At 55.5% G+C, this 22,694-nt stretch carries 21 protein-coding genes and 2 pseudogenes; 8 read left to right on the forward strand and 15 right to left on the reverse strand.

The window, feature by feature from the left end:
* Window positions 1-154 precede the first annotated feature (154 nt).
* From HFD87_RS06305 to HFD87_RS06335, 7 genes are all read right to left on the reverse strand, one after another.
* Window positions 155-934: an ABC transporter ATP-binding protein gene (locus tag HFD87_RS06305; RefSeq protein WP_010246775.1), complete on the reverse strand. Its 780-nt coding sequence runs from the start codon at window positions 932-934 to the stop codon at window positions 155-157.
* Entirely contained in the window at window positions 931-1,617 is a 687-nt protein-coding gene (locus HFD87_RS06310; RefSeq protein WP_033760892.1) for an ABC transporter permease, read from the reverse strand. The genes HFD87_RS06305 and HFD87_RS06310 overlap by 4 nt, the downstream gene beginning before the upstream one ends.
* A 9-nt stretch (window positions 1,618-1,626) precedes the next feature.
* The gene (locus tag HFD87_RS06315; RefSeq protein ID WP_010246779.1) at window positions 1,627-2,352 is read right to left on the reverse strand and encodes an ABC transporter permease; all 726 of its coding nucleotides are present in this window, start codon (window positions 2,350-2,352) and stop codon (window positions 1,627-1,629) included.
* Window positions 2,353-2,358: 6 nt separating this feature from the next.
* Window positions 2,359-3,207, reverse strand: a complete 849-nt coding sequence (locus HFD87_RS06320) for a transporter substrate-binding domain-containing protein (protein WP_022624593.1) — start codon at window positions 3,205-3,207, stop codon at window positions 2,359-2,361.
* 21 nt (window positions 3,208-3,228) lie between these two features.
* Window positions 3,229-4,416 carry a M20 family metallopeptidase gene (locus HFD87_RS06325; protein WP_010246783.1) on the reverse strand — a complete coding sequence of 396 codons (1,188 nt, stop codon included), beginning with the start codon at window positions 4,414-4,416 and terminating at the stop codon, window positions 3,229-3,231.
* 241 nt (window positions 4,417-4,657) lie between these two features.
* Complete coding sequence (locus tag HFD87_RS06330; RefSeq protein WP_167423102.1) at window positions 4,658-5,557, reverse strand: alpha/beta fold hydrolase; 900 nt, start codon at window positions 5,555-5,557, stop codon at window positions 4,658-4,660.
* Between the two features lie 50 nt (window positions 5,558-5,607).
* Window positions 5,608-6,222 carry a TetR/AcrR family transcriptional regulator gene (locus HFD87_RS06335; RefSeq protein WP_167423103.1) on the reverse strand — a complete coding sequence of 205 codons (615 nt, stop codon included), beginning with the start codon at window positions 6,220-6,222 and terminating at the stop codon, window positions 5,608-5,610.
* 213 nt (window positions 6,223-6,435) lie between these two features.
* Here HFD87_RS06335 and HFD87_RS06340 point away from each other — a divergent pair.
* Window positions 6,436-6,853: pseudogene (locus HFD87_RS06340) on the forward strand (LysR substrate-binding domain-containing protein); the annotation flags it as partial.
* A gap of 34 nt (window positions 6,854-6,887) precedes the next feature.
* On the opposite strand, the gene HFD87_RS06345 reads toward HFD87_RS06340, so the two are convergent.
* Entirely contained in the window at window positions 6,888-7,877 is a 990-nt protein-coding gene (locus HFD87_RS06345) for an aldo/keto reductase (protein ID WP_167423104.1), read from the reverse strand.
* A 25-nt stretch (window positions 7,878-7,902) separates the two neighbouring features.
* Window positions 7,903-8,052: pseudogene (locus HFD87_RS06350) on the reverse strand (aldo/keto reductase); the annotation flags it as partial.
* Between the two features lie 385 nt (window positions 8,053-8,437).
* Between HFD87_RS06350 and HFD87_RS06355 the strand changes: the two are divergent.
* The 3 genes from HFD87_RS06355 (at window position 8,438) to HFD87_RS06365 (ending at window position 10,551) form a co-directional block, all read left to right on the forward strand.
* On the forward strand, window positions 8,438-8,881 hold the full coding sequence (locus tag HFD87_RS06355) for an antitoxin Xre/MbcA/ParS toxin-binding domain-containing protein (protein ID WP_167423105.1): 444 nt from the start codon (window positions 8,438-8,440) through the stop codon (window positions 8,879-8,881).
* Window positions 8,878-9,348 carry an RES family NAD+ phosphorylase gene (locus HFD87_RS06360; RefSeq protein WP_045139959.1) on the forward strand — a complete coding sequence of 157 codons (471 nt, stop codon included), beginning with the start codon at window positions 8,878-8,880 and terminating at the stop codon, window positions 9,346-9,348. Before HFD87_RS06355 ends, HFD87_RS06360 begins: the two co-directional genes overlap by 4 nt.
* 171 nt (window positions 9,349-9,519) lie before the next feature.
* Window positions 9,520-10,551 (forward strand): AI-2E family transporter, encoded by a 1,032-nt coding sequence (locus tag HFD87_RS06365; RefSeq protein WP_167423106.1) that lies wholly within the window; start codon window positions 9,520-9,522, stop codon window positions 10,549-10,551.
* Here HFD87_RS06365 and HFD87_RS06370 read toward each other — a convergent pair.
* Window positions 10,540-13,269: a cation-transporting P-type ATPase gene (locus HFD87_RS06370; protein WP_010670601.1), complete on the reverse strand. Its 2,730-nt coding sequence runs from the start codon at window positions 13,267-13,269 to the stop codon at window positions 10,540-10,542. The two genes, HFD87_RS06365 and HFD87_RS06370, sit on opposite strands and share 12 nt — an antisense overlap.
* Before the next feature lie 514 nt (window positions 13,270-13,783).
* On the opposite strand from HFD87_RS06370, the gene HFD87_RS06375 reads away from it, so the two are divergent.
* Genes HFD87_RS06375 through HFD87_RS06385 form a run of 3 tightly spaced genes read left to right on the forward strand, consistent with a single transcriptional unit; the run spans window position 13,784 to window position 18,892 of the window.
* Window positions 13,784-14,872: an efflux RND transporter periplasmic adaptor subunit gene (locus HFD87_RS06375; protein ID WP_033768724.1), complete on the forward strand. Its 1,089-nt coding sequence runs from the start codon at window positions 13,784-13,786 to the stop codon at window positions 14,870-14,872.
* Window positions 14,872-17,934 (forward strand): efflux RND transporter permease subunit, encoded by a 3,063-nt coding sequence (locus HFD87_RS06380; RefSeq protein WP_022624583.1) that lies wholly within the window; start codon window positions 14,872-14,874, stop codon window positions 17,932-17,934. The genes HFD87_RS06375 and HFD87_RS06380 overlap by 1 nt, the downstream gene beginning before the upstream one ends.
* A complete protein-coding gene (locus HFD87_RS06385; protein ID WP_010670598.1) occupies window positions 17,927-18,892 on the forward strand; it encodes an acyltransferase family protein in 966 nt (321 codons plus the stop codon). The genes HFD87_RS06380 and HFD87_RS06385 overlap by 8 nt, the downstream gene beginning before the upstream one ends.
* On the opposite strand, the gene HFD87_RS06390 is transcribed toward HFD87_RS06385, so the two are convergent.
* The 4 genes from HFD87_RS06390 to HFD87_RS06405 form a co-directional block, all read right to left on the reverse strand.
* Window positions 18,878-19,570, reverse strand: coding sequence for a DJ-1/PfpI family protein (locus HFD87_RS06390; RefSeq protein WP_167423107.1), 693 nt, complete (start codon window positions 19,568-19,570; stop codon window positions 18,878-18,880). The two genes, HFD87_RS06385 and HFD87_RS06390, sit on opposite strands and share 15 nt — an antisense overlap.
* A gap of 56 nt (window positions 19,571-19,626) precedes the next feature.
* The gene (locus tag HFD87_RS06395; RefSeq protein ID WP_167423108.1) at window positions 19,627-20,529 is read right to left on the reverse strand and encodes an alpha/beta hydrolase; all 903 of its coding nucleotides are present in this window, start codon (window positions 20,527-20,529) and stop codon (window positions 19,627-19,629) included.
* 107 nt (window positions 20,530-20,636) lie between these two features.
* Window positions 20,637-20,960: an AzlD domain-containing protein gene (locus tag HFD87_RS06400; protein WP_167423109.1), complete on the reverse strand. Its 324-nt coding sequence runs from the start codon at window positions 20,958-20,960 to the stop codon at window positions 20,637-20,639.
* On the reverse strand, window positions 20,957-21,625 hold the full coding sequence (locus HFD87_RS06405) for an AzlC family ABC transporter permease (RefSeq protein ID WP_010246808.1): 669 nt from the start codon (window positions 21,623-21,625) through the stop codon (window positions 20,957-20,959). The genes HFD87_RS06400 and HFD87_RS06405 overlap by 4 nt, the downstream gene beginning before the upstream one ends.
* A gap of 111 nt (window positions 21,626-21,736) precedes the next feature.
* Here HFD87_RS06405 and HFD87_RS06410 point away from each other — a divergent pair, with 111 nt between their 5' ends.
* Window positions 21,737-22,285: a helix-turn-helix domain-containing protein gene (locus HFD87_RS06410; RefSeq protein WP_033768731.1), complete on the forward strand. Its 549-nt coding sequence runs from the start codon at window positions 21,737-21,739 to the stop codon at window positions 22,283-22,285.
* Here the strand turns inward: HFD87_RS06410 and HFD87_RS06415 are convergent, their stop codons facing one another.
* The gene (locus HFD87_RS06415) at window positions 22,286-22,624 is read right to left on the reverse strand and encodes an ASCH domain-containing protein (RefSeq protein ID WP_167423110.1); all 339 of its coding nucleotides are present in this window, start codon (window positions 22,622-22,624) and stop codon (window positions 22,286-22,288) included.
* Window positions 22,625-22,694 lie beyond the last annotated feature (70 nt).

Consider the following 22,694-nt stretch of genomic DNA (forward strand, 5'->3'; position numbering starts at 1 on the left):
GAACCGCGCAGCGGCGCGAGGACCGCCAGCCCCTGCCCGGCACCAGACTGCGTTATCACCTGTCGCTTAACTGACTGGCATCAGGAAAATCTTCCGGGGTTTTCTGATCTCAAAACATGAAATTTCCGCGCGTCAGCCTTATCAGAATGCCGCTTCAGCCTGCATTGCGCTCAAAGTGGCTGTTCACAAAGGCGCGGCAGCGTGGCGAGATCGGATCGAGAAACACCTGCTCCGGCGAACCGGACTCCTCAATCATTCCCTGGTGCAGAAACACCGCTTTGTTCGACACGTCGCGCGCAAAGCCCATTTCATGGGTGACGATAATCATGGTACGTCCCTCTTCCGCCAGACTGCGGATCACCCGCAATACTTCGCCCACCAGCTCCGGATCCAGCGCGGAAGTTGGCTCATCGAACAGTATCGCTTTCGGCTGCTGCGCCAGCGCCCGTGCAATCGCCACGCGCTGCTGCTGTCCGCCGGAAAGCTGCGACGGCCAGGCGTCGCGTTTTGCATAGAGTCCCACTTTATGGAGCAGCGCTTCTGCTTCTTCAATCGCCTCTTTATGGCTGCGCTTCTGCACATGAACCGGCGCTTCAATGATGTTCTGCATCACCGTTTTATGCGGCCACAGGTTGAAGCTCTGAAATACAAAGCCGAGCTGCATTCGCATCAGCTTGATGCGACGGCGCTGCTCGCGGCTCAGTTTTTCGTCGGCGTTATCCAGCGTAACGTTCACCTCGCCTACCGCAATTTCACCCGCCTGTGGTACTTCAAGAAACGGGATGCAGCGTAACAGCGTACTTTTGCCCGACCCACTGGCACCAATCAGCGATATCACATCGCCATCCTGCGCGGTCAGGCTGATGTCGTGCAGCACTTCGTGTCCCGCATAACTCTTTCTGAGATGACTCAGCATGATGGTAGGTGCGGTCATGAGCGTGCTCCAAAATAGTAAGGTGATAAGCGTCGTTCCAGCATCGATACGCCTTTGCTGACCAGCATGGTGAGTATCAGGTAGATCACCGCCGCGCTCAGGAACACCTCCAGCGCCCGGAAAGTGGAAGAGACTATCGAGTCGGCAATGCCGGTCATCTCCATCAGGCTGATAGTGCTGACCAGCGACGTTGCTTTGATCATCGAGATGATCTCATTGCTGTAGGCCGGCAATGCCTGTCGAATCGCAATCGGTAAGGTGATGCGGGTAAAGATCTTATACGACGACATGCCCGAGACTTTAGCGGCTTCCAGCGACTGCTGACTGACGGCACGCAGCCCGCCGCGCAGGATCTCCGAGGTGTAGGCGGCATCATTCAGTATCAGCGCCAGCAAGCCGCACCAGTAGGGATCGCGCAGCAGCGGCCAGAACAGGCTTTCCCGCACCGCCGGTAAACTGCCAAGGCCGTAATAGACCATAAAGATCTGGATCAGCAGTGGCGTACCGCGAAATAGCCAGACGTAGAAGCGACAGAAAACGCTGCCGACACGCGTCATGCGCAGCAGGTTAAGCAGCAGCGCCAGCACGCCGCCGCCAAAGAGTGAGAGCAGCGCCAGGTTGATGGTCAGCGGCAATCCTTTCAGCAGCGCCAGCAGCGTCTGCTGTAAAAATATGATATCCACGTGGTCTCCTTACCCCTTCACGCGCTGTTGACCGCGCATCGCAAACTTTTCCACGTAGCGGAAAACCATATCGGAACAGGTGGTGATAATCAGGTAGATCACCGCCCCCACGCTGTAGAAGAAAAAGGACATCTGGGTGGAGTTGGCTGCGGTGGAGACCTGGTTCATCGTTTCCACCAACCCGGTTACCGAGACCAGCGCCGACTCTTTAATCACCGATTGCCACTGGTTGCCCATGCCGGGCAGCGCGGTGCGTAACGCCTGCGGCACGATAATGCGGCGAAACATCATCAGCCGTCCCATGCCGGTCACGGTCGCCGCTTCCAGCGTTCCGCCGGGAATGGCGTAGAAGGCGCCACGGAATACCCCGCTCTGATAGGCACCGGAGATCAGCCCGATGGCAATCGCACCCGCCACAAAGCCGTTCACATCAAACGGTCCCTGGAAGCCCAGCGCGGTGCCCACGGTGGAGACCACCTGTCGTCCACCGAAGTAGAAGAGGTAGATCACCAGCAGTTCCGGCACGCCGCGAAACAGTGTGATATAGCCTGCCGCCAGTCGCTGCTGCCAGCGTGAACCGGCAATCTGCATCCAGCAGAGCACGCTGCCCAGCAACGCACCCAGCAGCCAGGCGCATAACGACACGCTGACGGTGACGGCGGCGGCATTAAGCAGCACGCCACCCCAGCCCTCATCCCCGAAGCCCAGTATCTGCCAGTCAATATTCATCAGCATCAGCGGTTACGCTTTCGGCGCGACATCTTCGCCAAACCATTTGATCGACAGTTTGCTCAGCGTCCCATCTTTGATCATGGAGTCCAGCGCCTGATTCAACACCTGCTGCAGCTCACTGTTGCCTTTACGCAGACCAATCGCCGAGCCTGCGCCCAGCACGCCACCGGAGAAGCCATAGCCGCTGCTGCTGATCGCCTCAGCATGTTTTTTCACAAAGGCGTTGAGGTTGGTACGAGACGCCATGACGGCATCCACCCGGCCATTCATCAGGTCGGCGAAGGTTTCAGGACCCGCCTGATAGGTGCGGATAGTGGCAACGTCGCCCAGGTATTTCTGCAGGAAATCCGCCTGAATGGTGGCGACCTGCACCGCGATGGTTTTCCCTTTGAAGGTGGTTTTCAGATCGTCGATCGCTTTTTTCATGCCGGCGTCATCATCCGCCGTCACAATCGTGCCGCTGCCTGGCAGCGTGGCCAGCGGGCTTTTTTTCGCAGTCACAAAGCTGGAGACGCTGACGGTGTACTGATGGGTAAAATCGATCGCTTCAGCACGTTTTGGCGTTACGGTCACCGCATCGATCACCGCATCATATTTACCGTCGATAAGACCTGGGATCATGCCCGACCATTTCTGGGCGATGATTTCATATTTGAAGCCAGCACGTTTAGCCAGCTCCGCCACCATATCCGGCTCATAACCGACGATTTTGCCGCTCGGTGTGGTCTGGTTGAACGGAGGATAAGCCGCTTCAGTCGCAAACTTCAGGGTGCCGAAATCTTTCGCCTGGCTGAACGCGGAAGTGGCGAGCAGCGCCACGGTCAGAGAAGCCGTAAACAGGCGGTTACGCATCATCATATAAACCTCATTTATTTATTATTAAGAGAGTAAATCAATTGCAAGGCGGGTCAGCGCCTGCGTCCCGGCGGTAATGCTGCGTTCGTCCGGCTGATAGTCGGAGTTATGCAGGTGATCGTCACGGCCCGGCGTGGCCGATCCAATATGAATCTGGCAGCCCGGTACCCGTTCCGTGAACAGTGAAAAATCTTCGGCTCCAAAGCTGGCGCTGGGCTGCGCGATGATGGGCTTATCAAACTGATGCGACAGAATCTGTTCCAGTGAATCGATCAGGCGATCGTCATTCATCAGAGGCGGCACGCCACGCTGGAAGTTAACCTCCACCCGCACGTTTTGCGCCAGCGCCACCCCTTCGCACATCCGTTTAAACGAGGTTTCCATAGCAGCGCGTACTTCCGGCGACTTAGTACGGATGGTGCCCTGAAACAGGCAGCTATCGGGAATGATATTGTGGGTGGTACCACCCTGAATGTGCCCGATGGTCAATACGGCGGAGTGAGCGGGATCGCGTTCACGCGAGATGAGGGTCTGTAGCTGGCTGATGAGATGCACGGTAGCGATGATCGGATCGGTGCCCATGTGCGGACGTGCCGCGTGGGTCGATACGCCATGCACCGTAACGTCGAATTCATCGCTGGAGGCAGTGCTGGCCCCGCGCGTCAGGGCGACTTCCCCCGCAGCCAGTTCAGGCTTGTTATGCAGGGTCACGGCCCAGTCGATGCCATCTGCCGCGCCGTCCGCAATCATCGCCTCAGCGCCACTTTCTGGCGTCTCTTCCGCGGGCTGGAATATCAGCCGGACCCGGCCTTTGAGCTGCTGACGATAGTGCGGCAGGATCGTTGCGACACCCAGCATCGTTGCGGTGTGAATATCATGCCCACAGGCGTGCATTTTTCCGGGATAGCGGCTGGCAAACGGCAGACCGGTCTGCTCATGGATTGGCAGCGCGTCCATGTCGGCGCGCAACAGCAGCGTCTTACCCGGCTCTGCGCCGTCGATATCCACCACAACACCGCTGCGGCCAACGCCGGTGCGGGGATTGAGTCCCAGCGCCTGCAGATACTCTGTGACCAGACTGGCGGTGCGCAGCGTATCAAAGCCTAGTTCCGGATGCGCATGGATATCACGTCGAATCGCCACTAACTGCGATTCAAGTTCATTAACTCTGGCTTTTATTTCCCCGGCCAGTCGTGCTTTTTCCTGATTCATAGCAGCCCCGGCAATATGCGATCGGCACTCTGTTGCCGACCGCTATTTTAATCTCATCCTGATGGCGGACGTTGATGACCGTTTATTTATTCACAGCACGCGACAGAAAGCAACGCGCAACAGCCTGCTCTACATACTTAAAAATCAATAAGATAGTGTTATTTATTGGAAACCTGTATGAGATAACAGCGGATCAGCAATAATATTAATAATCCGCCACACGACATTACTTTCACTACTGTCACTGAGGTGATATTTCGCTTTTATCCGGAGAGGGAATAAAGAAGTCTGCCAGTATTTCCGCTAATTTCTCGGGTTGTTCGTCGGGAATAAAATGACCGCAGTTGAGAACAGTTTCACTGCTTACCTGATGCGCTACGGTGCGCAGCGGGGTGGCCATATCGGGTATCGATCCCTGGTCGGCACTGACAGCCAGCAGCGGTAAAGCCAGTTTGCCTTTTAACGCGCGCTGTCGATTCTGCTCTGCCGACTGTGCGAAAGCGCGGTAAAAAGCCAGTCCGGCCCGCAGGGCCCCGGGCTGCTGAAAAACGCGCAAATATTCATGACGGGCCGCCGCATCTATGCGATGTGGATTGGCTGACTTACGGTTAAAAAACCAGTCGAGGTAGATCGCCTCTCTGCCAGTGATCAGCGCTTCCGGTAAATCATCCACACAGTGAAATCCAAAATGCCAGGTTTTCCAGGCGCTATCACCCACCATTGGCATTAAGTCAGGCAGCGTGATACCGGGAATACCGCCATCCAGCAGCGCGAGACGGCTAACCTTTTCGGGATGGCCTGCCGCCAGTGACCAGGCGACCCACGCCCCGATATCATGCCCGGCCAGATGAAAGCGTTCGATACCCAGCTGGTTCAGCAGCGCCAGTATGCGCTCTGCCACGCTGTCAGTGTCGTAACCACTGGCTGGAAAGTCAGAATCACCCTGCCCTGGCAGGTCGGTTGCGATCACATGAAAGCGGCTGGCAAGCAAGGGAATAACCTCCCGCCAGGCATAACTGCTTTGCGGGAAACCCGCGAGCAGAACCACAGCCTCAGCGTGTTCACTGCCTGCGTTGAGGTAGTGCAGCCGCTGCGAGTCAATGTTAATAAAGTGGTGCTGGTAGAGTGGATATACGCGCATATAACCTCCGGATAATAAGGAAACGATCGATTCCTTAATGTGTAAAAAATTTAGTCGAGTATCTTTAGCGCCAGGGGGATGATGCTGGCATCGGGCCGGGTAGCAGCAACTTTACCGGCTACCCGCATCCCCAGAACAATGCATAGCATCAGCGAAGCGGTGGCCTCTCTGTCCAGTGCAGGATTGACCGAACCATCCTGCTGACCCAGGCTGATTATCTGCTGCAGATTCTGCTGGTTGCGTATCAGCGCCGCGCTGACGGCTCCGGCAAGTTCCTCATCCAGAGTTTGCAGCTCTAAGGCGCTGACAGCCACCAGACAGCCGCGCTCACCTTCGACATCGCGCACTGAATCCACATAAAAATTGAGTAGCGCCGCCAGTTGCTCACGGCCATTTTCACATTGCGCCAGCCGCGCAGCTAAACTGCTGTTACGCATTGAGAGATAGCGAGCAAAGACGTTTGCAAACAGCGTGCGCTTGTCGGTAAAAGCTTTATAGATGCTGCCGGTAGTGAGCTGCATAGCCTGGCCCAAATCGCCGATCGAGGTGGCGTGATAGCCCTTTTGCCGGAATACCAGCATTGCGCTGTCCAGTGCCGCATCGGCATCAAACGCCCGCGGTCGTCCCCGCTCTTTATAACGGTTATCGTTCATCGCAAACACCATTAGAGAATGATCATTTCCTTTAAAATAGACTGATCTGTCCGCCAGATAAAGGCTTTCTTATGCCTGGGGCTCGCCTGGAAATGGAACCCGCCCCTCACCATGACCTTCTCAGATAAAACTCCGTATCGACGGCGTGTGAAAGGCATAGGCCCAGACATGTTCGGCACGTCAGGCACGCCGTTTTAATCTCGCGTTATCTAATCAGGCCCATCTGAGCCACGTATTGCCGATCTTGAGCAGGAGCTGGAAACTCTGGTTCAACTTAATGGAACGCCCTCTGGCAATATCCGCTTATCCGCAGGGGAGCATGCAGCTCAAACTCTCGTATGGCCGAAATTAAAACTTTTATCATTGGAAGTTTGAGAAGGAAGGAAAATCGTTACGTGTCAGAGTTGAAGGACAGGTCACGTTTAATTTTCTGTCAGAAAGAATCGATGCCGTATTATCGGGTTTTGGTATTGCCTGTGTTCCTGAAGATACGATCAGGGAGCATGTAAAATCCGGAAAGCTAATTCAGATTCTGCAGGATTGGTGCCCTGCATTTCCCGGTTATTATCTCTGTTACCCGAGCCGTAAACAGCATCCGCCCGCTTTTGTGCTGATGATAGATGCGCTTCGGCACCCGGAATAGCGGGTCTACAATTCGATGCAGACCCGCCTGAATCTTAACGGCCCACACGAGCCTGATGCTCAGGGGAGTAACGCTCGCCGACGATTTCTATCGTTTCAAGCGCCTCTTCTATCTGCCGCACGTCGTCCTGTGAAAGAGTGATGTCGGCAGCACCCAGGTTTTCATCCAGCCGGTGCAGTTTAGTAGTCCCGGGGATGGGAACAATCCACGGTTTTTGTGCCAGCAACCATGCCAGTGCTATTTGTGCAGACGTAACCCCTTTTCCGGCAGCCAGTTCACCCAGTAATGTGACCAGCTTTTCGTTGGCTTCAATCGCTTCAGCGGCAAAACGCGGCACCTTACTACGGAAATCGTCACTGCCAAACGTCGTTCCTGACTTAATCGCGCCCGTCAGAAATCCTTTGCCTAATGGACTGAATGGCACAAAACCAATCCCCAACTCCTCCAGCAATGGCAGGATCTCCTGCTCGGGCTCGCGCCACCACATTGAGTATTCGCTTTGCAGTGCAGTAACAGGTTGTACGGCATGTGCACGACGAATGGTTTGTGCACCCGCTTCAGAAAGGCCGAAATGTTTGACCTTACCTTCTGAAATCAGGTCTTTCACGGTTCCCGCAACATCTTCGATAGGGACTTCCGGATCGACGCGGTGCTGATACAGCAAATCAATCACATCGGTTTTCAGACGATGCAACGAGCCTTCAACCGCTTTGCGAATATGTTCCGGGCGGCTGTTTAAAATCTGCTGTTTATTGTCCTCACCAAAGGTAAAACCAAATTTGGTAGCGATAACCACCCGGTCGCGTAAGGGTTGTAACGCTTCACCCACCACGTCTTCATTAAGATATGGGCCATAAACTTCGGCTGTGTCGAAAAATTTCACCCCACGTTCAACCGCGGCGCGAATCAGCTCAACAGCCTGACGGGTGTCGGTCGCCGGACCATAGCCATGACTCAGGCCCATACAGCCCAAACCGAGTGCTGACACTTCAAGCCCTGATTTTCCGAGATAGCGTTTTTGCATTATTGAAAGCCTCTTCTGTTGCGTTTTAAACGTCAGGTTTGCGGCCAGTCAGCCACTCCATCATCGCCGGATAGGAATGAGAGAAGAATGTGCTGGTTGCGGAATCAAGCGCCGCAATTTGCAACATATCCTCAGAACTGCGTTCAAAAACGAGGATATTGATGTTCTCTACCATTGTTGAGTTTTAGAGTTGGCATGGCGTTATCCTTCAGCCGTTGTGTGTGAAAATCATAACGTAAAATAATTTATTGGATTAAGTAGGGTAATTAGCTAGGGCTTATTACTTTTATTCATCAATGATGATTAATCCTGATCTTTGCCTGCCCGCTATTGCAGATTTCGCTCTTTAAGAAACTGGCTGATGAGATCGACAATCTGCACATTATTCAGATCAATAACGCGATATGAATGAAACTCATGAATATGTGTGAGTCGCGACTTGCTCTGACACATGACTCTGAATGGTTCAGAGTGACCGGTTTTCCTGATTTATCAGAGCCTGAAATTTGCGCCACCACCCACCAAATGGTTATAGTTAAATGACCAATTGGAGGTGACAGATGAAAACATTCAGTTTTTCTGCGAATAAAACCAGGCCGCCACGCTTATGGCAGGCCGCAGGCCTGAACAACGCTGATGGTGTCGCCCTGCTTGCCCAGATTAATGAAGGCCTTGATGGCAACGTAGCTCACCTGATCGTCAACTGGGCGAAGATTACGCAAAACGATCTGCGCAAAATGTCCGGTATTCCCTCCACGACGTTCAGCCGAAGCGTCAAAGCGAAATTCAGCGCTGAACAAAGTGAACGACTGGTACGTATTATCCGTGTCATTGATCGCGCAGTTGAACTGTTCGAAGGTGATAAGGATGAAGCGCTAAAATGGTTGAATGAGCCTAACAGGGCGCTGAGCTGGAAAATGCCCGCAGAACTGATGGCGTCTGAAACCGGGGCTTACGAGGTCATGAAATTAATCACGCGCCTGGAGCACGGAGTTTACTCTTGATTCTCTACAGGCTGACCAAGACAAAGTATCTTTCGACAGCCTGGACGGGATTTGGCGCAAAAGAGGCGGGCGGCCGCTGGAACAGCATCGGCATATCCATGGTTTATGTTTCTGAAACAGCATCGCTGACTTTACTGGAAACACTGGTCCATCTGCATTCAGCACACATCCTGGATGCTTTCACACTTCTGCGCATCGATGTTCCCGATGTGCTGATTCAGACCGCTGATATCACTGAGTTGCCTGCAAACTGGGCCGATGAAGACGCACCGGCAGAACTGGCTGACTATGGAGACGCCTGGTGCTCTGCCTGCGATGCGGTTGCGTTGCGTGTTCCCAGTGCCCTCTCCCCTGTAGAATATAACTATCTGTTAAATCCTGAACATCCCGAGTTCTTCCGGATAGTTCAACAGGCTGAGGCCATTCCGTTCCGGTTTGATCGTCGGCTGAAACCGGATCGTAAATAAACTATCCGGATAGCTTTAGCCGCGCCTTCATGCGTTGAACAAGGGTCAGGAGCCACCGATGATCGTCTCTTATGCCCTGAGAGAAGCCTTCCCCCCCTCTGACCTGACGCAAGGCACTGAAGCTTAAGCCTCATCTATACTGCAGCTTATCTTTGCTGAAGGAGCCCAATCATGGGACTGAGCTGGTTTACCCTCTGGCCGCCGCTGGCACGCGTGCTGTTTATCCTCGCCTGTCTGACCATTATTCTGACCGGCCTTTATCTGGCAGCACCGCTGATCAATCAGGTCCTGCTGGCGATGTTACTGGCCATCATGCTTGATCCCCTGATTACCCGTCTGGAAAACAAACGCATACCGCGCATCGTCTCGTCACTGCTGGTGATTATGCTGATGCTGTTGATCATGGTGGTCACTATCCTCAAGTTAACCGTGCTGACGCCCGATTTAATGCAGCTCAGCCGTCAGGCGCCCGTGCTACTGGCGGCCCGGCTTGAACAGCTGACGCTGGCCTTTGCCCGGCTTGATATCGGTATGACGCCCGACCAGTTGCTGACCTTTGTGGATGCGGGTGCGATAGTGCGCATCGTCACCGCGTTTCTGACGCAAATCCCTGGCGTCATCTCATGGTGGATCATGGTGTTCCTGATGCTGCTGTTTATGCTCTATGAGATGCCGCTGCTGAAAGCTGCACTGCAACAGCGGGTAAAGGGAAAACATCAGGCCTTTTATCTGGCGCTGCAGGAGGGAATTCAGAGCGTGATTGTGTATGCCAGAGTAAAAACGCTGACCAGTATTCTGGGCGGGTTAATCGTGGGCGTCGGTGCGCATCTGATCGGGCTGAAGTTTGCCTTTTTCTGGGGCGTGCTGATGTTCATCTTTAATTACGTGCCGGTGCTTGGCTCCTTTCTGGCCGCGATTCCGCCGGTGATCCAGAGTTACATCATGTTTGATTTACAGATCGCGCTGGCGGTAGCAGGTTTCTTTGTGGTGCTGAACCTCTGCCTGAGTTCGGTGATCGAACCATTGCTGATTGGGAAGCGACTCAATCTGGCGCTGACCACGCAGTTGCTGGCGTTTCTGTTCTGGCAGGCGTTACTGGGGATTACGGGCGGGATACTGGCTATTCCACTGACCTATCTGATTAAAAAGGTCCTGCTGGCGAGCAATCCGCAGCAGGACCCGGAGACAGAATTAACTCAGTGATGGCGTCTTCACCCGCCATGCGCGGGTGAGGCGTTTTTCAATCTCAACTATGATGAAGATCGCGATACTGACAATCAGCGAAATCAGCCAGTAGTTGATCGGCAGTGGACGGGTACCAAACAGCGTGTTCATTAATGGCACATAAATAATGATCGCCTGAAGGACAATCAGTACCAGCGTCACCAGCCAGATACCGCGATTTTTCAGCAGACCGCGATCCAGTGAGAAGCCATCAGAGTTACGGCAGTTAAGCATGTAGGCCCACTGCGCAGTCACCAGCATCTGCAGCAGCACGGTACGGATAAACTCGGCACTGTAGCCACGCGGTTGCAGCCAGGCTTCCAGCACAAAGGCACTGATTGAAATCAGCAGACCGACAAACACCACGCGCCAGATAGCGTAAGCGTCCATCACGTGCGCTTTAACATTGCGCGGTGGCCGGCGCATCGCATTGGCTTCAGCAGGCTCGAACGCCAGACCAAACGACAGCGTGGCGGATGTTGCCATGTTCATCCACAGAATCTGTACCGGGGTTAACGGCAGCAGATTGCCCATCAGAATCGCGATAATAATCAGCAGACCCTGCGCCAGGTTGGTGGGCATGATAAACAGGATGGTTTTCTTGAGATTGTCGTAGACCCGACGTCCCTCTTTGACTGCCGCAGCGATGGTGGCAAAGTTATCGTCGGCCAGAATCATATCGGCCGCCTCTTTTGTCACCTCAGTGCCTTTAATACCCATCGCAATACCGACGTTGGCCTGTTTCAGCGCCGGAGCATCATTGACGCCGTCGCCGGTCATGCCAACGATCTCGCCGCTCGCTTCCAGCGCTTTCACCAGACGCAGTTTATGTTCCGGGCTGGTGCGGGCAAAAATGTCATAGGTTTTTGCCGCATCGGCCAGTTCGGCGTCGCTCATGTGTTCAAGCTGGTAGCCAGTGATAGCAGCCTGGCTGTTGCCGATTCCCAGCATCTGACCGATCGCCATCGCGGTTTCCTGATGGTCGCCGGTGATCATTTTGACGCGAATGCCCGCTTTCTGGCACTCGTCAATGGCGGCAATCGCTTCGGGACGGGGGGGATCCATCATACAGGCCAGACCCAGCAGCACCATGTCACTTCTCAGATCGGCATGATCCAGCGCGGTAACGGGTGCAGAGGTTCTCTTCCAGGCGGCGGCAACGGTGCGCAGCCCTTCGCTGGCGTAGGTGGTGATGGCGGCATCCCAGTACGCACGGTCTATCGGCTCTGCACCCTCCGGCGTTTGCTGCTGTTGACACAGCGTCAGCAGCACGTCTGGCGCACCGGTCAGCAGCACATAAGATTCGCCGTTGGCAACACAGCTGACCGACATATATTTATAGAGGGAATCGAACGGCAGCTTGCTCACCACCTCAACCGGCTGAGGTGTCGTCTGGCCCTTCGCCGCCAGCACCTTCAGCGCGCCTTCAGTCGGGCCGCCAACAATCGTCCAGTGACCCTGACTTTCCTGACGCAGCTGGCTTTCATTACAGGTGTCTACCGCATGCAGGAACTGCTGAAACAGCGGATCCTGTGCCGCAGAGAGTCCACTTGCGTCGCCCTGCTCAGCAACAATCTCCCCTTTGGGTTCATAGCTGTTTCCGCTGACACGCCAGCGGCTCTTCGCGAGCACCACCGCTTTCACCGTCATCTCATTCATGGTGAGCGTGCCGGTTTTATCGGAGCAGATCACCGACATCGCGCCTAGTGTTTCAACAGTCGGCAGCTTACGGATAATCGCCTGGGTGCGTGCCATCGACTGCACGCCCAGCGACAGGATGATAGAGATAATGGCAGGCAGACCTTCCGGAACCGCAGCAACCGCCAGGCTGATGACGGACAGCGACAACTCGCCCAGTGGAATGTCACGCAGCAGATAGCCGAAGATAAACAGGGCGACCATCATCAGCAGGATGATGAAAAAGATCGCTTTACCGAGTTTGTCGATCTGCACCAGCAGCGGGGTTTTAACCTCTTTTATGCCGCTGATCATTTCGTTGATATGGCCCAGCTCAGTATCACCGCCGCTGGCGATCACCACGCCTGCGGCGGTGCCGGAACTGACGGTAGTGCCTGAAAAAGCCAGGTTCAGACGGTCGCCCAGCGATTTTTCACCGCTCAGCGTATCGGTGTTCTTCGACACCACCGTCGACTCCCCGGTGAGAATCGCCTCTTCAACCCGAAGATTATTGACCTCAAACAGTCGCAGATCAGCCGGGATTTTATCGCCCGGGCGTAACATCACCACATCACCAACCACAATATCGCGCGTCGCGACCGTGACCTGTTTGCCATCCCGCACCAGCATCGCTTCACTGGCGAGCATGTTCTGAATACTTTTCAGTGACTTCTCGGCATTATTCTCCTGAATAAAGCCGATCAGGGCGTTAATGACGGCCACGCCGATAATGACAAAGGTATCGACCCAGTGACCCATGATCGCGGTGATCACCGCCGCGGCCAGCAGAATATAGATCAGCACATCTTTAAAATGCGCGATGAATTTGAGCAGAGCCGATTTCTCAGCTTTTTGCGGAAGGGCATTGGGACCGTGTTTCTGCAGGCGTTCCTGCGCAGTGGCGGTGGATAATCCTGCTGATGAGCTCTGCAGTTCGGAGAATATCTCTGCCACACTACGCTGATACCAGGGGCGCTCAGATAAAGCTAACGCTTTATCCTGCTTATCATTATTTAGCATATATAAACCTCGTGCCATTTAGCGATGAAATAAAGGCGCAATTAAAAGACATGCATTTTGCAGGCAGCCCCTCCTGCAGGTAATGACCGATATCATATTTACGTAAGAAACGTCTGACGAATAACATAAAATGGCTAAATTAAATCTAACCTATATTATGAGAATGACAACGTTGTTTTTGTTTAGCTAAGGTTTAAGTATGCTGATGCAGTGTGCATCGGTTTATACTCTGGCTCGCAAAAGGAAACTCTGATGAAAAAACAGAGCATTATCATGCTTTGCGGTTTCGTTATTCTCGCGGTCGCCGCAACGACTCTGGTGGGCTTACTGACCTGGCTGGCGGTCTCTCAGATGGCGGCGTAAGCCGATTCAGGCGAAGCGGCCCTGCCGCTTCGTTAAACTTATATGACGAAGATTAAAAATAAGTTTATCCCGGTCGCGATAAGCATCAGGGTTTATTACGCCTTAATGCTTATCAAACCGCAGTTTAAAAGCTGATGTTAAGGCGAAGAAAATGATTAAACGCAAGGTTATCCTCATTTTGCTCTGTTGTTTTTTTATGACAGCGTGCGATGAAAAAAAAGAACCGGATGCTCCCCCGCCCCGCGTAATTAAAGTTTTCACCCTTGAGTCGGACATCGCTCAAAATATCCGGGTATTTCCTGCGCGTATTCAGGCGGGTGATAATACCGATCTTGCCTTTAAACGGGCAGGCCAGCTGGTACAGCTTGATATTCGTGACGGAACGCCCGTGAAAGCGGGACAGCTTCTCGCTACCCTGAATGATGCAGATGCGAAACTACGGGTACGCGACCGCCAGACTGCACTGCAACTGGCGGAGCGACAATTTCAGCGCTTCAATACGCTGGCCCAGCGCAGCGCCGTTTCAAAGTCTGAAATGGATGTGCAGCGTGCTAATCGCGATGCCGCCGCGACTGCGCTGAAAATCGCACAGGAGGAGTTACAGTTTCTTAGCCTTCGCGCGCCGTTTGATGGCGTGATTGCAAGGGTACAGGCGCGTAATCATCAGGTCGTGGCCGCCGGACAGCCCATTGCGCTGCTGACCCGTGCCGATCTGCTCGACGTCATCTTTACGCTGCCCGAAACCCTCTTCACCAGCCTCGATATCCAGAATATTGACTATCAGCCTGAGGTGCAGTTTAACGCCCTGCCAGGCCGCTTTTTCACCGCACAATATAAAGAGCATACCAGCCAGACGGATGCCGCCACGCTGACCTATCAGGTGGTGCTGACCATGCCGCGTCCGGCTGATCTCCCTGGCGTTGCCGGCCTCAGCGGTTCGGTGCGCGTCAGGCTGCATAACCTGCCGAATGCCCCTGCCCAGCCGCGTCTGGTCGTGCCTGCGGCGGCGGTGTTCAATCCCGATCGCAGCCCCACTAATCAACCGCACGTCTGGCTGGTTGAGCAGGATGGCGAGGCGCTGCGCATCAAAGATCGACCTGTCGAAGTGGGCCGTCTCACCGCCCAGGGCATAGAAATCATCAGCGGGCTGAAGCCGGGCGACCGTATCGTTGCCGCCGGAGTGGGTGAGTTGCGTGACGGTGAAGCGGTGCGCATCTGGCAGCGCGAGCGGGGGTTATAATGCGTATTCAGGAGCATTTTCTTGATAAACCCATTCGCATCTGGATGGTCATTCTGCTGCTGGGCGTGGGCGGCATCTATGCGCTGCTCAACATTGGCCGCCTTGAAGATCCGCTGTTTACCATTAAGTCTGCGGTTATTGTCACCCACTATCCCGGCGCGTCCGCACAGCAGGTTGAAGAGGAGGTAACGCTGCCGCTGGAGAATGCGCTGCAGCGCCTGCCGTCGCTGGACAATGTCACGTCCATTTCTGGCAATGGCCTGTCGCAGATTACCGTTAATATTCATACCCGCTATCTGGCCGATCAGCTGCCGCAAATCTGGGATGAGTTACGTCGTCGGGTCGGCGATGCGGCCCGGCAGTTCCCGCCTGGCGTTCAGGCCCCGCTGGTTAACGATGATTTCGGCGATGTTTACGGTTACTTCTTCGTCATCCACGGTAAAGACTTTACGAACAGCGAACTGCGCAACTATGCCGATCAGCTGCGGCGCGATCTGGTGCTGGTGCCGGGTGTGGCTAAAGTTGCGGTAGCGGGCGTCGAGCAGGAGGAGATCCGCATCGCTCTCTCCGCCAGCAAAATGACCGCCTATGGTATGACGCCGCAGCGCGTCGCCGATCTGCTGAGCCGGAATAACAGCGTTGCCAGTGCCGGAACGCTGCGGGTCGACAGCGAATCGATCCGTTTTCATCCCACCGGCGAACTGCAGACGCTGGACGATCTGGCTAATCTGCCGATTCTGCCCGCTGGCAACCCACAGAACGTGCATCTGCGCGATATCGCCACCCTGACGCGTGGCGTTACCGACAATCCCGCCAATATCTACTTTGCAGACGGTGAAGCGGCTCTGGCTATCGGCATTTCGTTCGCGCCCGGCGTCAATGTGATTGATGTTGGCGACGCGCTTTCCGCCCGAATGGCGCACTACCAGCAGGATACGCCCGCCGGTATCAGTCTGAAGGTGTTCTATAACCAGGCCCATGAGGTGAAACAGTCGGTTGATGGCTTTATCCTCAACTTCCTGATGGCGCTGGCGATTGTGGTGGGAACGCTGCTGCTGTTTATGGGCCTGCGCAGCGGCATGGTGATTGCCGCCTCGCTGGCGCTTAACGTGCTTGGCACACTCCTGATCATGTACCTGTTTAAACTTGAGCTGCAGCGGGTGTCGCTGGGCGCGCTGATTATTTCGCTCAGCATGCTGGTGGACAATGCCATTGTGGTGGTCGAAGGGGTCAAAATCGATCACCAGCGCGGTCACCCTTTACAGCAGGCCATTGCCCGTATGGTACGGCGCACTGCCCTGCCGCTGCTGGGTGCCACGGTGATTGCGATTCTCGCCTTTGCGCCGATTGGCCTGTCGCAGGATTCGACCGGCGAATATTGTAAATCGCTGTTCCAGGTGCTGCTGATTTCACTGATGCTGAGCTGGGTCACGGCGCTGACCTTAACGCCGGTGTTTATCAACTGGAGTGAGAAGCGCCGCAGCACGGCTCAGCCTGAGCAAACCGAACCCTCCACGCCTTATCAGGGCATCGTATTTCGGCTCTATCGTCAGGCGCTGGGCGGCCTGCTGCGTTTCCGCCTGACCACGCTGACGGTAATGGTGGCACTGCTGGCTCTGTCGCTATATGGCTTTACACTCGTGAAGCAGAACTTTTTCCCCTCCTCCAGCACGCCGGTCTTTTTCACCGATCTCTGGCTGCCCTATGGCACCGATATTCATTACACCGCGAATACGGCGGCGGATATTGCCCGGTTCATTAACCAGGATCCTGAGGTCGCAGCCACGGTCACGACGGTGGGCCAGGGCGCTCTGCGCTTTACCCTGACCTACGACGCGGCACGGCAGTATAGCAACTTCGCCCAGATTATGGTGCGGGTTAAGGATGGCCGACAGCTTGATGCGCTGGCGCTGAAAACCGAGGCGTATATTGAGCAGAACTTCCCACAGGTGAATCAGCGCATCAAACGTATCCAGTTTGGCAGCGCCAGTGACAGCGCCATTGCCCTGCGGGTGATCGGCCCCGATCCCGAAGTGCTGCGCCACATCGGCAGCCAGCTGGATGCCATTTTCCTGGCGGATGGCTCAACGTTTCCGGTGCGCAATGACTGGCAGGAGCGCAGCAAAGTGATCCGCCCGGTCTATTCGGCGCTGCGTGGTCAGGAACTGGGTATCGATAAACGTGACATCGATCAGGCGCTGAGAATGAATTTCAGCGGTGACGCGGTGGGCATTTTCCGTGACGGTTCGCGGCTGATGCCGGTGATGCTCTATCCGGCTGATGAAGAGCGGCAGAGTGTCGATCACATCGAGAATATTCAGCTGTGGAGTGCCGCCCTGCAGCACTTTGTGCCACTGAGCAATGTGATTTCCGACTTCCGGCTGGAGTGGGAGAATCCGCTGATTATGCGCCGCGATCGTACGCGCGTGCTGACGGTGCAGACCGATCCCGATCCCGCTTCAGGGTTAACCTCCGCACAAGTGGTGGCGCGGGTTCAGCCACAGATCGACCAGCTTAAACTCCCGGCGGGCTACCGGCTTGAATGGGGAGGTGAGCTGGAAAGTTCACGTGAAGCACAGAGCGGGCTGCTGAGTTCGCTGCCGGTGGGATTCCTGGCGATGTTCATCATTACCGTGCTGATGTTTAACTCGCTGCGCGACGCAGTCGCTATCTGGATCACCGTGCCGCTGGCGCTGATTGGCGTCACCTGTGGCTTTTTGTTCACCGGTATTCCGTTTGGCTTTATGGCGCTGATTGGGCTGCTGAGCCTGTCGGGCATGCTGATCCGTAACGGGATCGTGCTGATTGAGGAGATCAGGCTGTTCCGGCAGGAGAAATCGCTGCAGCTGGCAATTATTGATGCGGCGACCTCACGTCTGCGTCCTATTCTGCTGACCGCCTTCACCACGGTGCTGGGCCTGCTGCCGCTGCTGCGCGACGTCTTTTTCCAGAGCATGGCGGTGGTCATTATTTTTGGACTCGGGTTCGCGACAGTATTGACCCTGCTGGTGCTGCCGGTCATCTATCGTTGCTTCCATGGCCGGGAGGCGCGCGGTGAATAAGAGCGGACTGGCAATGCTGAAGACGCTGGCCTGTATCACCGCCGTCTCGTTTTTCACGCTTTACCAGAGCTACGATAGCTACCATTACGACATTAATCTGACGCTGAACGTGCTGAGTTTTGTTTCGACGATCGCCACGCCGCTCTATTTTCTGCTCAGCGGTTATATCGACGCCGGTGAGCTGCATACGCCCGCGTGGCAGCTCGGCAAAATTCGCCGCATTCTGCTGATTTTTATCTTCTGGTTCAGCTTTTTCTGGTTTGCCGGGATGCATCATAAGGGCTATCTGATTCAGCCGTGGTTTGTAATTGCGCTGATTGTGATTTATGTGTCGCATCCGCTGATTGACCGACTCATTCAGCGGCCTGGGCTGATGGCATCGGGGATTTTACTGCTGCTGGTGTTAGCTTTTGCCTATGACCTGCTCGCCAGCCTCTACCCGGGCCAGCGGGCCTTTTCGCTGCTGCCGCAATACCGAATCTGGACCTGGGTGCTCTACTACCTCACAGGTCGGCTGATGGCCGCGCCGCGCGTGATGCAATTGCTGACATCACCCAGAGTGATAAAGATCAGCCTGCTGCTGCTGCCCGCGGTTTATCTCTTTACCTGGCTGTATGAGCGTCATTACTTTCTTGCGCGCTTTCTGGCGACCCATAACGATGTGGTGCTGACGGGCTCGCAGGTTTATCTGCTGGTGGTGCTGATTGTGATCAGCATTAACGCCATTCGCCTGCCGGAAAAAGTCCAGTGGCTGACGCCGTTTCTGACGACCCTGGGGAAGACCATGACCGGCGTCTATATCCTGCACTATCTGATTTTTGGCCTGCTGGCGGCGGCAATCCGCATCCAGACGCTGGGCGATAAACTGCTGGTCATCGCCCTGACGTTAATCTTCTCAATGGCGCTGTCACTGCTGCTGTTGCGCATCCCCGGCGTCAGTAAGCTAATCAGCCTGTAGTCGCAGGGCGGCTCGTTCGGTTGCCGCGCGACGAGTGGCAAGAAACTCAGCCATTTTAGCCCGTGCCTGCTCCACTTCCTGTGGCGGTGCGGTATGCGGTGAACCGCTGGTAAACGGCGGTTCGGGATCATATTCCATCTGCAGCTGAACCGCTTTCGCCACCGCGTCACCCGCAATTTCGGCCACCAGCGTCAGGGCAAAATCGATGCCAGAGGTCACGCCTGCGCCGCTGATACGATTGCGGTCGCGCACCACCCGCTCACTGACCGGCTCCGCGCCCAGCAGTGCCAGCTGATCGATGGAACTCCAGTGCGAGGTAGCACAATATCCCTTTAGCAATCCGGCGGCCCCCAGCACCAGCGAACCGGTACAGACCGACGTAACCCACTTCGCCTGATCGGCCTGCTGGCGAAGGAAATTCAGCGTGACGTCATCCGACATCAGGGCAATCTGTCCTGGCCCGCCAGGCACACAGATCACATCCAGTGGCGGGCAATCTGCAAACGTAGTAGTCGGCAATATCGACAGGCCGCGATCGGAACGCACCGGCTGGCGATCTTTCCAGATGAGATGGCACTCGACACCAGGCGTGCGCGCAAACACCTCCCACGGGCCGGTTAAGTCGAGCTGAGTGACATCAGGGAACAGCAAAAGACCAATCTGTAGCGGACGATTCATGCGTGAACTCCGGGCAGGTGATGAAACGCCATCATGCCGCGATGCCCGGTCAGATATCAATCCCGGCTACCGGAAACTATTTCCAGCGTATCCACCAGCGATGAGGGTAATATCTGGCCGTGACTCTGACCGGGATAACGCGTCAGAATCAGTCTGGCACCGCTCGGGCGCAGGATGTCGGTAAGCGCACGCTCTTCCTGCTGAAGAGCGTCAGAGTGGCCGGTTCGGCGTTCGGTGATGTCATCGCCCTCCATCAGATAGAGCGACAAATGTTTAAGCGGTCCGGCGTCGGCGCGTCGGGCCAGGGTAAGAATGCGCTGATGATTCCAGCTCAGCGAGGGAGCGGCCGCAAAATAATGGCTGAACCAGGCGGCATGAAAGAAGGTATCCAGCACGAACAGTCCGCCGTAGGAGTGCCCCCAGAGCGCACGCCGCTGCGGATTACTGGGCGCAAGGCGTTCTGCCCACGGGACAATTGTGTTCAGCAGCAGCTGACGAAACTGATGGCTGCCTCCGCCTTTGCGGCCATGAGGCTGAGTGACCAGAGTATCAGGCGCATCATTGGGTGGGGTGTAGTCGTAATTACGCGCCACCACATCAAAGGGCAAATGGGTGTCGTAACCCACCGCGACCAGCACTGGCGGCGTGCCGCTGCTCAGCTTTTTAAGCAGAGGTTCTGTCAAATGTGCCATCGCCGCATTGCCATCCAGTAGCCAGAGCACCGGATAGCCGCCTGGCGGCGCATCGCTTTTGGGGATAGCAAGCCACACCCGATAGTGCCGTTCCCCATCCTGTGAGACAAACTTTTTACTCTGGAAGCGATACCAGGCGGAGCCTGTGTCGGCGATGTTCTTGCCCAGCGGACGCATATCGGGTCGGGCAATAGCCGGAACGGCGGTTAAACCGGCTGTCATCACGGTCAGCAGCATCAGGAGGAAACAGGTACGGATAGTGTTCATTCAGCAATCCCTGCAAGGTTATCGGGCTAATCACGCCTGAGAGAGTGCCATCCTGACAAATTTTCACCGCGATAACATCCCCGCTTTTGCCGGGGTTAATAACATCCTCAGGGCATGCCGAGAAAACGCAACAGCGCCGTCATCGCCGCCGCCCCCAGAATAATCATAATCAGCGGCGCACGACGCCACGCCAGCAACAGGGCAAAGCCCACGCCCGCCACCCGTGCCACACCGGCAAAATGCTGGCCTTCAAACAGCGTGGTGGTGGCCGCTACCGCCAGCAACAATATCGTGGCGGCGTCGGAGAGCATCTGCTGGGTGCGCTCGCTGATTGGCAGACGGTTTCCCAGCCTGACGCCTGCAAACCGCATCAGATAGGTTCCGGCAGCCAGCAGGGCAATCCCGGCGATAATCATTCCCTGATGTGTCATTTGCGCGATCTCCATGTCAGCAGGCCCAGCAGTGAAAACAGCACCGGCATGCCCGCCGGAACCAGTGGCGTCGCCAGCAAGGAGAGCAGCGCGCCGACGGTCGCGGGGATCCGGGTGCGTCGCTGGCGCAGCGCCGGGAAGATCAGAGCAATCAGGATCGCCGGAAACACCGCATCCAGTCCGATCACCGAGACATCAGGAATAAACTGCCCGATTGCTGCCCCGATCATGACGCTGACCGGCCATATCAAGCCGATACCGATACCGCACAGCCAGTAAGCACTGCGGCGCTGCGCCAGTTGCGGCTGAGAGATCCCAAACACCACACTTTCATCGTTCATGATGTGACAGCCCAGCCAGCCTGACGGACCCTGCCCCACCAGATCCTTGACCGCGATGCCAAACGGCAAATGACGTGCGTTTACCAGCAGGCCCGCTGCGGCGGCGGTAAATGGACTGCCGCCACCGGCCACAATGCCGATAAACAGGAACTCCGACGCCCCCGCCAGCACCAGCGTTGAGAGCGCCAGCGGCACCCAGAGCGGAAACCCGTCGGCCGACGCCAGCGAGCCATAGGATAAACCAACAATTCCATCAGCCAGGCAGACCAGAAAAATCGCTTTGATCACCCCTTTGTCCAGCAACTGCATTTGCGGAAAAAGCATCACTCTGTCTCATAATGAACATATAATCCGATATAATGAACACTGCGAAAGCGTTTTACAAGATGAACGTTATGTTCGATATAAAAAACATTCAGGTTATCAGGAGTGCGTTTGAATACCCCTATCAGCATTATTGCCAGTGCCTTAGTACGTGAACGTCAGCGAGCCGGTCTTTCACTGGCTGAAGTGGCGCGCAGAGCAGGGATCGCCAAATCTACGCTGTCACAGCTGGAAGCGGGTAATGGCAATCCGGGCATTGAAACCCTGTGGTCGCTTTGCGTAACGCTGAACATTCCATTTTCACGTCTGCTGGAGCCGGATGCGCGTCGTCTGCAGGTGATTCGGCGTGGAGAGGGCCTGACGGTAACCGCCGATCTGGCCGATTATCAGGCCGTTTTGCTGGCCTCCTGCCCGCCCGGCGTTCGGCGTGATATCTATCTGCTGGAAGTTCAGCCCGGCAGCGAACGCATTTCACAGCCCCATATCCCCAATACCATTGAGCATATTATTATCGCTAAAGGGCGTGCGCTGGTGGGCCCGGTCGACAGTGCGGTGGAGCTGGATGTGGGGGATTACATTACCTATCCGGGCGATGAGCTGCATATCTTTCGGGCGCTGGAAGCCGATACGATGGCGCTGCTGGTGATTGAGCACAGCTGATCACTGTTTAGTGAGCTTCTGCAGGGTTTCTGCGGGCGTGAGGTGAGTGATTAGCTGCACCTCACTGCTCAGCCTGATCTCCGGATAGTGCTCGCGCATCCCTTCCAGCAGCACCTCATCAGGCCATTCCTCCTGTTTCCCCAGCGTCGCGGCGACTTCGCTTAAGCGCAGCGTGTCGACCTGCTTCACCCACACGATTACCGCGTCCGTATCATCCTGCTGATTCACCAGTCTCAGCGGACCCATGGTGATATCGCCCTCCTGCCAGCGAATCGTCGAGGTTTTCTCTCCGGACCTGACGGCTGGCATCAGACGCGGGACAAGCGTGAGTTGTTGCATTTCCACTCCCTTTTAACGCTCATTGGTACCCACAACAAAAACACAAATCCGGATTGAAAACAAACTCACT

Source organism: Pantoea sp. EKM21T (assembly GCF_011800405.1).
GTDB lineage: Bacteria > Pseudomonadota > Gammaproteobacteria > Enterobacterales > Enterobacteriaceae > Pantoea > Pantoea agglomerans.